Source organism: Planosporangium flavigriseum, assembly GCF_011947225.1.
In the GTDB taxonomy this organism is placed as follows: domain Bacteria; phylum Actinomycetota; class Actinomycetes; order Mycobacteriales; family Micromonosporaceae; genus Planosporangium; species Planosporangium flavigriseum.
In genome coordinates this window covers 80,921-94,608 of record NZ_JAATVW010000011.1, presented here as the reverse complement: position 1 = coordinate 94,608, position 13,688 = coordinate 80,921, and the positions used below count along the sequence as shown (strand labels likewise).

At 69.0% G+C, this 13,688-nt stretch carries 13 protein-coding genes and 1 pseudogene; 8 read left to right on the top strand and 6 right to left on the bottom strand.

What is annotated here, in order from left to right; all coding sequences use genetic code 11:
* The first annotated feature begins 87 nt into the window (after positions 1–87).
* The gene (locus tag HC028_RS16530; protein ID WP_168078231.1) at positions 88–315 is read left to right on the top strand and encodes a hypothetical protein; all 228 of its coding nucleotides are present in this window, start codon (positions 88–90) and stop codon (positions 313–315) included.
* 11 nt (positions 316–326) lie between these two features.
* Here the strand turns inward: HC028_RS16530 and HC028_RS16525 are convergent, their stop codons facing one another.
* Positions 327–989 carry a DUF2306 domain-containing protein gene (locus HC028_RS16525; protein ID WP_168078317.1) on the bottom strand — a complete coding sequence of 221 codons (663 nt, stop codon included), beginning with the start codon at positions 987–989 and terminating at the stop codon, positions 327–329.
* A 147-nt stretch (positions 990–1,136) separates the two neighbouring features.
* Here HC028_RS16525 and HC028_RS16520 point away from each other — a divergent pair, with 147 nt between their 5' ends.
* Complete coding sequence (locus HC028_RS16520) at positions 1,137–1,835, top strand: TetR/AcrR family transcriptional regulator (RefSeq protein ID WP_168078230.1); 699 nt, start codon at positions 1,137–1,139, stop codon at positions 1,833–1,835.
* 72 nt (positions 1,836–1,907) lie between these two features.
* On the opposite strand, the gene HC028_RS16515 is transcribed toward HC028_RS16520, so the two are convergent.
* Both HC028_RS16515 and HC028_RS28170 read right to left on the bottom strand, forming a co-directional pair.
* Positions 1,908–2,345, bottom strand: coding sequence for an STAS domain-containing protein (locus tag HC028_RS16515; RefSeq protein WP_168078229.1), 438 nt, complete (start codon positions 2,343–2,345; stop codon positions 1,908–1,910).
* Between the two features lie 105 nt (positions 2,346–2,450).
* Positions 2,451–2,573, bottom strand: coding sequence for a hypothetical protein (locus tag HC028_RS28170; RefSeq protein ID WP_275408281.1), 123 nt, complete (start codon positions 2,571–2,573; stop codon positions 2,451–2,453).
* 339 nt (positions 2,574–2,912) lie between these two features.
* Here HC028_RS28170 and HC028_RS28505 point away from each other — a divergent pair, with 339 nt between their 5' ends.
* On the top strand, positions 2,913–4,682 hold the full coding sequence (locus tag HC028_RS28505; RefSeq protein ID WP_168078228.1) for a diguanylate cyclase domain-containing protein: 1,770 nt from the start codon (positions 2,913–2,915) through the stop codon (positions 4,680–4,682).
* Between the two features lie 72 nt (positions 4,683–4,754).
* Here HC028_RS28505 and HC028_RS16505 read toward each other — a convergent pair whose 3' ends face one another.
* A complete protein-coding gene (locus HC028_RS16505; protein WP_168078227.1) occupies positions 4,755–5,936 on the bottom strand; it encodes a GH12 family glycosyl hydrolase domain-containing protein in 1,182 nt (393 codons plus the stop codon).
* A 487-nt stretch (positions 5,937–6,423) separates the two neighbouring features.
* On the opposite strand from HC028_RS16505, the gene HC028_RS16500 reads away from it, so the two are divergent.
* Entirely contained in the window at positions 6,424–7,290 is an 867-nt protein-coding gene (locus HC028_RS16500; RefSeq protein ID WP_168078226.1) for a hypothetical protein, read from the top strand.
* Positions 7,291–7,389: 99 nt separating this feature from the next.
* Here the strand turns inward: HC028_RS16500 and HC028_RS16495 are convergent, their stop codons facing one another.
* Complete coding sequence (locus tag HC028_RS16495; protein WP_203981561.1) at positions 7,390–7,914, bottom strand: GNAT family N-acetyltransferase; 525 nt, start codon at positions 7,912–7,914, stop codon at positions 7,390–7,392.
* A 226-nt stretch (positions 7,915–8,140) separates the two neighbouring features.
* Between HC028_RS16495 and HC028_RS16490 the strand changes: the two genes are divergently transcribed.
* Genes HC028_RS16490 through HC028_RS16480 form a run of 3 tightly spaced genes read left to right on the top strand, consistent with a single transcriptional unit; the run spans position 8,141 to position 13,116 of the window.
* Complete coding sequence (locus HC028_RS16490) at positions 8,141–10,591, top strand: GcvT family protein (RefSeq protein ID WP_168078225.1); 2,451 nt, start codon at positions 8,141–8,143, stop codon at positions 10,589–10,591.
* Between the two features lie 30 nt (positions 10,592–10,621).
* Complete coding sequence (locus HC028_RS16485) at positions 10,622–11,746, top strand: aromatic ring-hydroxylating oxygenase subunit alpha (protein ID WP_168078224.1); 1,125 nt, start codon at positions 10,622–10,624, stop codon at positions 11,744–11,746.
* On the top strand, positions 11,743–13,116 hold the full coding sequence (locus HC028_RS16480; RefSeq protein WP_168078223.1) for an L-serine ammonia-lyase: 1,374 nt from the start codon (positions 11,743–11,745) through the stop codon (positions 13,114–13,116). The genes HC028_RS16485 and HC028_RS16480 overlap by 4 nt, the downstream gene beginning before the upstream one ends.
* Before the next feature lie 58 nt (positions 13,117–13,174).
* On the opposite strand, the gene HC028_RS28730 is transcribed toward HC028_RS16480, so the two are convergent.
* Complete coding sequence (locus HC028_RS28730) at positions 13,175–13,441, bottom strand: STAS domain-containing protein (RefSeq protein ID WP_373314016.1); 267 nt, start codon at positions 13,439–13,441, stop codon at positions 13,175–13,177.
* Here HC028_RS28730 and HC028_RS28725 point away from each other — a divergent pair.
* Positions 13,329–13,660: pseudogene (locus HC028_RS28725) on the top strand (SpoIIE family protein phosphatase); the annotation flags it as partial. The gene HC028_RS28730 and the pseudogene HC028_RS28725 sit on opposite strands and share 113 nt — an antisense overlap.
* Positions 13,661–13,688: the final 28 nt, after the last annotated feature.

Here is a 13,688-nt window from a genome sequence, read left to right as displayed (position 1 = left end):
CGGACCGCTTGCGCGCAACCGCGGAGGTGTCGGTGGGGCGGTCTACCGTGGGCGGTCACAGGAACCCTGCACAAGTTAGGGGAGGCCATGACCACACCGCGCCCTACCGGGAGTGCTGGCCGACCGGAGGCGCCGGTCGAGATCGTGCGCCGCTGGCAGGAGTCCGGTGCCGTCTGGCGGGTGGTGTCCCGGACGCCGTCGGGAGTTTCGATCGCTCTGCTGACGTGCGACGGCGGCGAGGAGGTCCACCGGCTGGTGTCGAGCGATCCGGACCTGATCGCCTTCATCGGCGCCCGGTCCAGCAGCGAGCTGTAGCTGGGTCCTGCCTAGATCTCCTGGTGGGCAAGGCTGCCCACCCGAGCGTCGGTAAGGGTTGCGACGGTTCTGGTTGGCCTGGCGGGCCGCCTGCGGAGCGCCCATTCGACCACGGCGAGGTTGATCACCCAGCCGGCGAGCATCAGCAACGCCCGGGTGAGCCCGGTCGGTTGGCCGACCAGCAGGATCCATGGCAGGTGTGTCAGGGCCTGGCTGCCCGCGCCGAGGCCGATCGCGTAGCCCCGGGCCATCCAGGCGCGGTGGCGGGTGATGTCCCGGCGCCGGATGGCGGCGAAGCCGAGGGCGATGCAGGCGACCATGGCCGAGCCGAAGACGAGCCGCATCGGGGTCAGCAGCACGTGGTCGGCGGGAGGGCGCGGGTAGAACAGCGTCATCCACAGACCCGACAGCGCCGCGGCGAGCCCGCACGGGACCAGCAGTCGCCCCGCGATGCGGTGCCAGCCGGGTCTGCGGCGACGGAAGCCGGGGGAGAACTGGAACGCCCCCAGGAGGCTGTACAGGGTGACGCTGACGATGTGCACCACCACGGGTGCCGGCGAGGCGAAGAACCGGGCGTTGTCCGGGGTGACGGGCCCGCCGCCGGTGAGCTGGGCGACCCGGGCGGCGCCGGCGATCACCGGAACGGCGCTGAGCAGGATCAGCCCGACGGGCACCAGCCATGAGCGCTTGGTGGAGGAGGTCACGGCTCGGTCCCTTCGGTCAGCGATGCAGGTGTACGGCGTACACCTGCATCGCCACGGTAAGGTGTACGCCGTACACCGTCAAGGGCGGGTGCCGGTACTAACGGGAAGGCGGTTGAAATGGCCCAGAAGGTGGACGGCGCGCGCCGGGCCCCGCTCAACCGGGACCGCGTGCTGCGCGCCGCCGTCGCGCTCGCCGACGACGCCGCGATTGAATCGGTGAGCATGCGCAACCTCGCCCAGGAGTTGGGCGTTGTGCCGATGGCGCTCTACCGGCACGTGGCCAACAAGGAGCAGCTCCTCGACGGCATGGTCGACGTCATCGTCGGCCAGATCGACCCGCCGGCCGGCGGTGCCGACTGGAAGGCCGCGATCCGCCAGCGCATCCTCTCGGCCCGACGGGTACTGCTGCGCCACCCCTGGGCGTCGAGCGTCATCGAGTCCCGCCCCCGACCCACCCTGGTCGTACTGGACTACCTGAACTCCGTCGTCGGCATGTTCCGGGCCGGCGGCTTCTCCGTCGACCTCACCCACCACGTGATGCACGCGCTGGGCAGCCGGGTGTGGGGGTTTACCCAGGAACTGTTCCCCGGCTCACCGCTACCCGCTGACCCGGAGCAGGCGGCAGCCGCGTTCCGCGAGCTGTCAGGCCGGTATCCCCACATCGCGGAGATCGCCACCGGCCCCGCCCACGACGAAGGGTCGGTCGTGGGCCAGGGCTGTGACGACCAGTTCGAATTCGAGTTCGCGCTCGACCTGCTGCTCGACGGGTTCGAACGGCTGCACCAGCAGGGGTGGAGGTCGGCCAACCAGTCCTGACGGCCGCGCGCTCATTCCGCTAGTCGGATAGGCGCTTTGCCTTGGGCCGGGCGCGCAGCCACCCAACAACTGTCACGGCGGTGTCGTGCGCGGACGTACGGTGGCGGGGACGAGGCCCAGGGGGCCGGCGAGGCCGGTGACTTCCAGTACGCGTCGCACCTGGGGCTGAGCGTTGATCATCGTGAAGGTGACGCCGGCGGCGATGGCCGCCCGGCAACCCGCGGTGAGAGCGCCCAGGCCGACGGAATCGGCGAATGGCACCGCGTTGAGGTCGACCCGCAGGAGGCGGCAGCCTGCCGCACGGGCAGCGCCGATGAGGGCCAGCCGGACCCGGGCCGCGGCGTCGATGTCGAGCTCACCGTCCAGCGAAACCACGACCTCGCCGTCGGCGGTAGGGCGCGGTATTGAGATCACCAAGCTGGAGGGTTCGGGCGGTCCGGTCACGAGCCGGGGATCCTCGTCCGGTATCCGCACCGACTCCGGCAGGCCGGCTTCTGGGTTGGCGCTCATGCCGCACCTCCGGGTGATCGTGCTGCCCCAGCATCAGGGGACCTGGGAAAGGAGTACCCAGAATCGCCTTGCCGATACCGGAGTGCGACATCCAAGGCGTCGATCTCACCAGCGCGACGTTCCTCGAAGCGCGCTGACGGCTGGTCGGATACCGACGGCCAGGTGGACCGTTACCAGGTCGCCCAGCTCAAGCCCGTCGCGTTCGAAGGCGTCCGGCATGGTGGCCACCGGAGTGATCGACAGTATAGCTGACGATATTCATCTATCTGATTGTCGGCTATTCGCCCGGGGTGGGCCGCACGGGCAGCTGACTGCGCCGAGTGCAATTTTTATTACGCTTGTGCACGGCGCTGCGGGAAGCGCCTTCGTGTCTGTCCGTTGCCGCCAGCAACGGCGGAGATCCTGCTGCTGACGGCAGCGGGTTGGTGAGTTCAGTGGCGTGAGTGCCGCTCATTGCAAGACTGCTAACAGTCATGAAGCTCCAAGAAGGATTCCGCACCGCCATCCGAAACCAGGGCGTGTTGCGGGAGGACGGCCACCGTGTGGCTCAAGAGGCGGTTTGCGCTCGTGGCGAGCATTGGGTTGCTCGTTGCCATCGGTGTGGTCGGCTGGCAGATGAACAGTGCCGCGCAGCGGACGGCGGAGGACATCCACCGGCAGGACACCGCCAACCTGTCGCGTACCGTCGCCAACCTGGGGAGCCAGTACCTGCTCCTGTCCGCCAGCGAGCTGGCCCACTACAGCAACGTGCACTCATTCAGCCTGCGCGCAGGGGACCCCGGTGACCAGAGACTGCTCAAGGATTTCCGGAGCAAAGCGGCGTTCTTTCCGCACGGAGCGGCGCTTGCCGACCTGCAGGGCAACATCCTCAACGTCGACGCCGACGAACCCGGCCTGCCGGCGGCGGACGACCCCGGCTACGCGAGTCTGCGCGAGGGTCTGACCGCCGGGCAGCCGGGCTTTTCGTCGGTGATGACCGTACGCGGCGTCCCGTTGACCGCGGCCGGCGTGCCGGTCATTGTGGGCGGTCAGCCGCGCGGCGTCCTCGTCGGCTACACCAAAGCCGTCGGAAGCCACCTGCAGGCGTACACGGATCGGTTCGCGGGCGCCGGAGAAACCGGGGCGATCGTGGACAGTCGCGGCGTCTTCGCCGCGGTGAGTGACATCAAGCGGATCGCCGCACCGGTCGAACCGGCCGTCCGGGCGGCCATCGCCAACGCGACCCCCATGGAGCCGGTTGCGGTGGAGTACGACCGGGACGGCCGGAAGATGGTGGCGTTTGTGGTGACCGGCCTGCCCGGTGGTTGGGCCATCTACAGCAGTCGTACCCTGTCGGATTTCTATGGCCCGATCCGCAGCGGCAACTTCAAATCGGACATCACCCTTCTCGGCATGATTCTCATCGCCGGTGTCGCGCTCAGCGCCATGAACCATCGGGCGGAGATGACGCGTCGACGCGGCGAGGAGCGGTTCGCCGCGCTCGTGAAGAACGGTTCGGACGTCGTCACCCTGCTCGACGCCAACGGCAGGATCACCTACGACAGCCCCAGTGTCAGGAGGGTTCTCGGCTTCCCGCCCGACGCCCGGCTCGGCCTCGAGGCGGCGTCGGTGCTGCACCCTGACGACCAGAGCGAGGCGCGTGCGCTGTTCCGCCGGGCGTTGCAGGCCCCGGATACCGTGCACCGCATGCAGGGCCGGGTCCGCCGGGCCGGTGGCGCGTACGAATGGGTCGACCTGAGCGTGACCAACCACCTCGGCAACCCGGCGATCGGGGCGATCGTCGTGAACGCCCGGGAAATCACGGAGAGCCGTCGTCTCCAGGAGCGGATGAGGTACCTGGCGCTGCACGACGCCCTGACGGGGCTGCCCAACCGGCGGCTGTTCAAGGACCGCCTGACCGAGTCCCTGCGCCCCGACCCGGCGCGGCCACACCTGCGGTCGCTGCTCTTCGTCGACCTGGACGAGTTCAAACCGGTCAACGACCGGTATGGCCACGATGCCGGTGATGAACTGCTGTGCCAGGTGAGCAGCCGGCTCATCAGGCGGCTGCGGCCGTCCGACACCCTCGCGCGGATCGGTGGGGACGAGTTCGTCATTCTGCTCGACCCCATCGTCGACCGCGACGAAGCCACCACGGTCGCGGACCGGCTACTGGCCGCGCTTGCCGAACCGTACCGAGTCGCCGGTCACGACGTGCGCATCGGCGGCAGCATCGGGGTGTCGATCGCCCGGCCCGGGCAGGATCCGGACGAGATGTTGCGCAGTGCCGACAGCGCGATGTACCGCGCCAAGCAGGACGGCGGCCTGCGCTACGAATTGTGCGAGCTGACGAGCTGACAGCAAGAGGACCGCTGGGGGTCATCACCGCGGGGCGTTCGGATCGACCCGCCCCGCGGTGCGGCAGCCGTGCTACCCGGCGGTGCAGGCGGTTCCGTTCAGGTTGAACGCCGTCGGCGACGCATCGGCGCCAGTGTGGGTGCCTTCGAGCACGAACGAGACGCTGCCGTTCGCCGCGATCGACCCGTTGTACGGGGCATTGGCGACGGTGACCGTGCGACCGTTCTGCGACACGGTCGACGTCCACGACTTGGTGACCTTCTGGTCTCCGGCGAACGGGAACGTCAGCTTCCAGCCGTGGATCGCGGTCTTGGACGAGTTGGCGATGGTGACGGTGGCGGTGAACCCGTCGTTCCAGGACTTGGGCGCGTACGTCACGCGGCAGCTCTGCGGCGCGGGTGGCTTCGCGCCACCGCCGACGCCGTTGACGCTGGCGTGAAACGAGTTCAGGGCGAGGCCGGTGCCGCCCTGCCACGGCTCGAAGCCGGCCTGGATGCTGGTCAGGTACCACGAGTCGGTGACCTTGCTGTGCTTCTTGATGTCCTTGATGAAGTCCAGGACGCTGAAGTTCCAGCTCTTGATCGGTGCCGACGCGACGTACGAGACGACGTCGTTCATGCCGTTGTTGCCGGACCAGACCTCCCAGGTACGGCCGCCGATGGTCGCGGTGCCGGTCTTGGTGCCGACCGGCTGGACCCCACCCTGGTGGTTGAACCAGATCATGAGTTCCTGCTGGTTCACGCCGTCTTCCTTCGGCGTCGGGTCCAGCCAGATGTCGTAGGCGGCGTCGTAGGCGCCGCTGGTGGGGTACGAGTAGCTGACGCTGCTCGTCGCGTTGTGGATCTTGCCGACCTGGATCGGCAGGTTGGTGCCGTGGGAGCAGTTCGTGTAGTGGCAGCCGAAGTAGACCGCCGGGTATGAGGCCGGTGCGCCGTCGGTGCGCTTGCTGTGGTCAGCGGTGACCTTGAAGCCCTGGTCCGTCACGTTGATGCACTGACCGCTGTCGGCGCCCCAGACGTTGTTCATGACGACGTACTGATCGCGGATGGTCGCCGTCTCGGTCTTGTCGCAGATCTTCGTATCGGTATGCGGGGTGCCGCCGGCGGCGGTCTCGGTGTCGCTGACCGCGAGGGAGGCGGTGTCGCTGACGGCGAGGGCCGAGCGGCTCCCGCCGGCGACGGTCGAGGTACTGCCGACGCCGACGGCGACGGCTATGGCCGAGGCCGAGGCGGCGATCACTAGTCCGGCAGCCATCAGGCTGCGGGGTAGACGTGCCACGGTGCTCCTTGGTGCGAGGGGTTGATCGACTTTGGGAGCGCTCCCAAAATTTGGGGCACGTTAGCACACCTGAACGAAAACTTCGCTTGCGCTGAAACCTCATCCGCCGTGCCGGGCGCCGGTACGGCGGATCGGCGACGCTGGTCCGTTCGCTGGCCGGTGGGTACAGGGCGTAACCGATTATCGATGCGGCATGATGGGTGGCCGAGGCGGCTCGGCGAAGCCTCAAGTCGAGGCTGCTGGTAGAGCCGGGCGGACCGTGGCGTGCTGTTTCCGGGTGCGTCCCGATGGACGTAACCGCCGACGTTCCCGCCCTATTTCGTGCCTACGCGTCGGGATCGGTGTCGTCCGGAACCCGACAGGTCGACCGACGAGGTCCGGGTTGGCGAATACGCTCGTACCTCCGGCTCGGGCATCCTCACCGAACCAGCACCGCTGACTTCTTGCGTAGGGACCGGGAAGCATGGATCTGGACGACATCTTCGCTCACGCCGATGCCGTGGCCGCTCGTACCCAAACCGACCGCGCTGCGCAGGCCCGCCTGGATGCTCAGATCGCCAGCGCCGACGCTCGGTTCGTCCTGCTCCTGACGGAGTGGACACCGGCCGCTTCCCGCCGCCTGTCGCAGGCGGGGGTTCCCACCGTGCGGGCGACGAATGCAGAACCGCGCCATCCGGCCAGAGGGCAGGATGACACGACGGCCCGCGCCCGCACCGGGCGAGGGCTCTTCCGGCGGCGCCCAGTCATCCCGCCGGACGACTGGGCGCCGCAGCAACCCCAGACGCCGTCCGTAGTGGACGGTTGGATCGTCTGCGCGTGCCTACCGAGCCTCCCGGCGGGCTTCCCGGATGCCCACCGCGACCCGCACGGCCGGCCGGCCCGGGCAGAGTGGACCACGCCGTGGGCAACGGGCTACCGGTACGGCGACTCTGTCGGCGGATTCCAGACGGCGGCACGGCTCATGCTCACAACGGACGGTGGCTCCCGGGTCGTCGCCGTGACGGTAGCCTTGAGCAACGACTCGCAGCAGAAGAGGCTTCCCGGCACCGAGACGTACACGCTGGCCGTGCCGAACGGCTGCGACGTAGACGCGTACCGGGTGCTTGACCTCGTCGGACGAGACGCTCGGAGCCTCTCCCGCAGGGATCTCCTCCGGCTCGCCGCGCTGGACGTGAACTCGGTGGCCCCTGTCGTGCGAGGCGATTTGTCACCGTTTTCGGTGCCGCCGCCGGAGTCGCACGAGGAGATACTGTCCGGCCAACTGGTGGTCTGGGAACTCGGCGTACGCCGCCTGCTCGCGCACCACGCGAACGGTCTCCCGCTCCTATGACCGGCCAGTCCGCCGGGTGTTACGCGGGGAGGTACGCCAGGTCGAACAGCGAGGTGTCGGACACGATCATGTCGGCGTCCCCGCGTTCGTGGGGCCGGGTCACCGCAGCGGCAGGCGCATCTCAAGCTCGGTCTGGGCCGGGTCCAGCGCGTACGGCTCCCGCGCCCCGGTGAAGTCGTACCCGCGCCGCCGGTAGAACGCGATGGCTCGCGCGTTGTCCTCGTGAACGTGCAGGAACAGGGCTGGATGCCCTTCCTCGTGGGCCCATCGCTCGACCCGGTCGAACAGGTCGTCAGCCACACGCCGCCCGCGGAAGGCGGGCGCCACGTAGACGCTGAAGATGAACGCCCGCTGGTCCAGGTCCGGAACGCTCGAACAGCGGGCGTGGGCGATCCAGCGGCCGGAGTCGGCGAGCATGGCGGCCAGCCCCAGCTGATGCGGCTCGTCGGCCCAGGCTGCCCGTTCCCGCCAGTCGTCGTCGCTGTGCCGGCGAGCGCTGGCGAGCGTCTCGATGAAGGCCAGCGGCGTGTCGGCCAGCATCTCCAGTCGGATGTCGCGGAACCGCGGCCAATCGGAGGCCCCGTAAGGAGCGATCTCGTACGCCGACCGTTCCGATGCCTTCACAACTGGGGATCGTACCGAGGACACCCTCACGCGAGCTCGATGCTGGCCCGCCAGCGCTAGCCGCTGCGTGCGGTCGCCACCCCGATCGAGCGACACGTACCCCTATTGACTGGCCGTACCCGTTGCCGCATGCTGTTGCGTATTCCACTCGTCGTTGCGCTTTAAGAAACACCAACGCCGTGGAACGCAGGGTCGGGTGACAACCAGACGCTTGGAAAGGACCCCCATGACCAAGCCCCCTCGTGTGGTGATCATCGGTGCGGGAGTCGTCGGTTCGGCGCTCGCCGACGAGCTGACCGAGCGCGGCTGGACCGACGTGACCGTGGTCGACCAGGGGCCGCTCTTCGCCACCGGCGGGTCGAGCTCACACGCCCCCGGACTGGTCTTCCAGACGAACTCGTCGAAGACGATGACGGAGTTCGCCTCGTACACGGTCCGCAAGCTCAGCTCGCTCACCCTCGACGGGGAGTGGTGCTTTCAGCAGCTCGGCGGCCTGGAGGTCGCCACCACCGAGGAGCGCTGGGCCGACCTGAAGCGCAAGCACGGGTGGGCGACCGCGTGGGGGGTCGAGGGCAGTCTGCTCAGCCCCGAGGAGTGCGCCGCGCTGCACCCCCTGCTCGACCCGCGCAAGATCCTCGGCGGTCTCCACGTGCCGACCGACGGCCTCGCCAAGGCGACCCGCGCGGTCGAGGCGCAGGCCCGGCGGGCGATGGAGCGCGGCGCGACTTTCCGAGGCGAGACGACGGTCGTCGGCATCGGCCAGGAGAACGGGCGGGTCACCGGCGTCGAGACCGACCAGGGCTTTATCGCCGCCGACATCGTGGTCTGCGCCGCCGGCTTCTGGGGCCCCAAGATCGGCCGGATGGTGGGGCTGACGATCCCGCTGCTGCCGCTGGCGCACCAGTACGCGAAGACGGGCCCGGTGGCCTCCCTGGTCGGCGTCAACGATCCGGTGCTCGAAGCCAGCAAGCCGATCCTGCGCCACCAGGACCAGGACCTGTACTACCGCGAGCACGGCGACCGCATCGGCATCGGCTACTACGGCCACCGGCCGATACCGGTCGACGTCGACGACATCCTGTCGCCGGCCGATGCGCCCGTCATGCCGAGCGTCCTGGAGTTCACGCCGGAGGACTTCGAGAAGGCGTGGACCGAAAGCGTCGAGCTGCTGCCGGAACTGGCCGAGTCCAAGGTGGAGGAGGGCTTCAACGGCATCTTCTCCTTCACCCCGGACGGCGGCCCGATCATGGGGGAGCACCGGGAGCTGTCCGGCTTCTGGGTCGCCGAGGCGGTCTGGGTGACGCACTCCGCGGGCGTCGCGCGCGCCATGGCGGAGTGGCTGGTCGAGGGCCAGCCGCGGACCGACGTGCACGAGTGCGACCTGCACCGCTTCGAGGAGGTCCAGCTCGCGCCGGACTACATCGAAGAGCGCGGCAAGCAGAACTTCATCGAGGTGTACGACATCATCCACCCGCTCCAGCCGATGGAGCGGCCCCGGCCGCTGCGGACCAGCCCGTTCTACGTCCGCCAGCAGGAGCTTGGCGCCTTCTTCCTGGAGGGCGCCGGCTGGGAGCGGCCGTACTGGTACGAGGCGAACGCCGGCCTGCTCGACGGCCTCGACGGTCCCGACCGGGACAGCTGGTCCGAGCGCTACTGGTCGCCCATCGCCGCCGCGGAAGCCAGGGTGACCCGCGACCGGGTCGCCATGTACGACATGACCCCGCTCAAGCGCCTGGAGGTCAGCGGCCCCGGCGCCCTGGCCTTCCTGCAGCGGCTGACCACGAACAACCTCGCCAAGTCGGTCGGCTCGGTCACGTACACCCTGATGCTCGGCCACGACGGCGGCGTGCGCAGCGACCTGACCGTGGCCCGCCTCGCCGAGGATGTCTTCCAGGTCGGCGCGAACGGCCCGCTCGACGAGGACTGGATGCGCCAGCACCTGCCGGCCGGCGGCTCGGTACAGGTACGCGACATCACCGGCGGCACCTGCTGCATCGGCCTGTGGGGCCCGCGCGCCCGCGACCTCGTGCAGCCGCTCACCCGCGAGGACTTCTCCAACGCCGGCTTCAAGTACTTCCGCGCGAAGAAGGCGTACCTCGGCGAGGTTCCCGTCACCGCGATGCGGCTGTCCTATGTAGGCGAACTCGGCTGGGAGATCTACACCAGCGCCGACGCCGGTCTGAAGCTGTGGGACACACTGTGGGCCGCCGGCCAGGAGCACGGTGTCATCGCCGCCGGCCGCAGCGCCTTCAACAGCCTCCGGCTGGAGAAGGGGTACCGGTCCTGGGGCACCGACATCACCACCGAGCACGACCCGTACTCCGCGGGCCTCGGCTTCGCCGTCCGCATGGACAAAGGTGACTTCATCGGGCGCGCCGCGATCGACGGCCGGTCCGAGGAGACCGCGTCGAAGCGGCTCACCTGCCTGACCCTCGACGACCCGGCCGCGGTGGTCATGGGCAAGGAGCCGGTGTACGTGAACGGGGTGCCCGCCGGCTACGTCACCAGCGCCTCGTACGGGTACAGCATCGGGCGGACCGTCGCCTACGCCTGGCTCCCCGCCGTCGCGTCCGTGCCCGGAACGGGCGTCACGATCGGGTATTTCGGCGCCCAACTGCCGGCGACCGTCGCGGCGGAACCCCTGTTCGACGCGCAGATGGAGCGCATCCGCAGCTAACCGTACTTCCGACCATCTCGAGGTGTCACCGTGACCGCAACCAGCCTGCCTTCCAGCCTCATCCCGACGCTGCCCGGCCATTACTACACCGATCCGGCCATCTTCGGTCTGGAGCAGTCGCGCATCTTCGAGAACATGTGGTTCTGCGCGGTGCGCTCAAGCGACCTGCCCAACCCCGGCAGCTTCAAGTCGGTGCAGGTGGGCCGGGAGAGCGTCCTCGTCGTCCGCGGCCGCGACGGAGAACTGCGCGCCTTCCTCAACATCTGCCGCCACCGCGGGGCGAAGCTGTGTACCGAGGACAGCGGCGAGGTCAAGCGCGCGTTCCAGTGCCCGTACCACGCCTGGACCTACGGGCTCGACGGCAAGCTCGTCGCCGCCCCCAACCTCACGAAGATGCCCGACATCGACCGCGTCGAGTACGGGCTGGTCAACGTCCACCTGCGCGAGTGGCTCGGGTACGCCTGGGTGTGCCTGGCCGACGAGCCGCCGTCCTTCGACGACGACGTGCTGGGCGCGGTGACCGAGCGGCTGGGCAACCTCGAGGCGATCGACGCGTACGAGGTCGCGGACCTCGACGTCGGCAAGCGCATCACGTACGACGTGAAGGCCAACTGGAAGCTCATCGTCGAGAACTTCATGGAGTGCTACCACTGCGCGACGATCCACCCGGAGCTCACCGAGGTGCTGCCCGAGTTCGCCGACGGCTACGCCGCGCAGTACTACGTCGGCCACGGCGCCGAGTTCGGCGAGCAGATCAAGGGCTTCACCGTCGACGGCAGCGAGGGCTTCGACAAGTTGCCCGGCGTGACCGACGACCAGGACCGGCGCTACTACGCCATCACCATCAAGCCGCAGGTCTTCATCAACCTGGTGCCCGACCACATCATCTTCCACCGGATGTACCCGCTGGCCGAAGATCGCACGATCGTCGAGTGCGACTGGTTGTACTCCAAGGAGGTGGTGGCGTCCGGCAAGGACGTGAGCCGCTCGGTCGAACTGTTCCACCGGGTGAACGTCCAGGACTTCGACGCCTGTGAGCGGTGCCAGCCGGCGATGAACTCCCGGGCGTACGCGAACGGTGGCGTCCTGGTCCCGTCCGAGCACCACATCGGTGCCTTCCACGACTGGGTCAACGCTAAGCTCGCCATCTCATGAGGCTCAGCGTCTTCGATCTGTTCTCGATCGGGATCGGCCCGTCCAGTTCGCACACGGTCGGGCCGATGCGGGCCGCCGCGACCTTCGCCCAGTCGCTCGACTCCGACGGCCTGCTGCCGTACACGGTGAGCGTCGAGGCGGAACTGTTCGGCTCGCTCGGCGCCACCGGCCATGGCCACGGCACGCCGAAGGCGGTGCTCCTTGGACTCGAGGGCCACCAGCCCGAGTCGGTCGACCCGGACGGCGCCGAGCAGCGGCTCGCCGAGATCCGTGCGGCGGGGGAGTTGCGGCTGCTCGGCCGGCACCCGATCGCGTTCACCGAGGACGCGCACCTGACCCTGCACCGGCGCCGGTCGTTGCCGTACCACTCGAACGGCATGCGCTTCCGTGCCCTGGACGGCGCCGGGTCGGTGTTGTCGGAGCGGACCTACTACTCCGTCGGCGGCGGCTTCGTGGTGGACGAGTCGGCGGCCGGGCTAGGGCGGATCAAGCCGGACGAGACGCCGTTGCGCTACCCGTTCACCACCGGGGAGCAACTACTGGCGCACACCGCCGCCACCGGGTTGTCCATCAGCGACATCATGCTCTCCAACGAGAAGGCCTGGCGCAGCGAGGCGGAGATCCGGGCCGGCCTGCTCGGCATCTGGAAGGTCATGCGGGAGTGCGTCGAGGCCGGCTGCAACAGGGAAGGCGTACTGCCCGGGGGCCTGAAGGTACGGCGGCGGGCGGCGGCGCTGCGCCGATCGCTGGAGCAGTCCGCTGGCAGCGACGACAGTCTGTCGGCGATGGAATGGATCGTCCTGTACGCCCTCGCCGTCAACGAGGAGAACGCCGCCGGCGGCCGGGTGGTCACCGCGCCGACCAACGGCGCGGCCGGCATCATCCCGGCCGTCCTGCACTACTACCTGCGGTTCGTTCCCGGCGCCGATGACGACGGGGTCGTCCGGTTCCTGCTCACCGCCGGCGCCATCGGCGTGTTGTTCAAGGAGAACGCGTCGATCTCCGGCGCCGAGGTGGGCTGCCAGGGGGAGGTCGGCTCTGCCTGCTCCATGGCCGCTGCCGGGCTGGCCGAGGTGCTCGGTGGTACGCCCCAGCAGGTGGAGAACGCCGCCGAGATCGGCATGGAGCACAATCTCGGCCTGACCTGCGATCCGGTTGGCGGGCTGGTCCAGATCCCGTGCATCGAGCGGAACGCCGTCGCGGCCATCAAGGCGATCACCGGCGCGCGGATCGCGCTGCGCGGAGACGGCGAGCACCACGTCTCGCTCGACAAGGTCATCAAAACCATGCGCGAGACCGGTGCGGACATGAAGATCAAGTACAAGGAGACAGCGCGCGGCGGGCTCGCCGTCAACGTCATCGAGTGCTGAACCGTCCATGATCACCGAGAGTTTGCGGTGCTAGGACCCAAGGCCGCGAAGTCATGGGTCAGGTCCGGGTGGGGCCGGCGAGGAACTCGTGCAGGTTGAGGAGCATCAGGATGCGCAGGACCGTGCCCTGCGCGTTGTTCGCGGAGAATCCGACGCCCCGGTCAGCCGCCGTCTGCTTGGCACCCAGCAGCACCTGCACGCCGGTGGAGTCGATGAAGTCCAGCGACTCGAGGTCGACGACCAGATCGGTCACCCCCGACTCGGCGAGGATTCCGGTGATGGCCGCCCGCAGTTGCTCCAGGTTCCGCGACCAGCGGTTCGCCACCGCGGTCCTGGCAGAGTTCGACCTGGGCACGGGCGTCGTGCGCGATGTCAACGCCGGGCACCCGCCGCCGGTGCTGCTGCGGGGCGGCAAGACGGAATCACCGAGGCCCGCGACGAGCGCGGCGAGGAGTTCGGTCTGCACCGGTTGGTCGAGTTCGCCGAACGGCACGCGGCCGCCGGGCTGCCCGTACCCGAGACGCTCCGGCGGCTGTCCCACGACGTGCTCGACCACCAGTACGGGCCGCTGC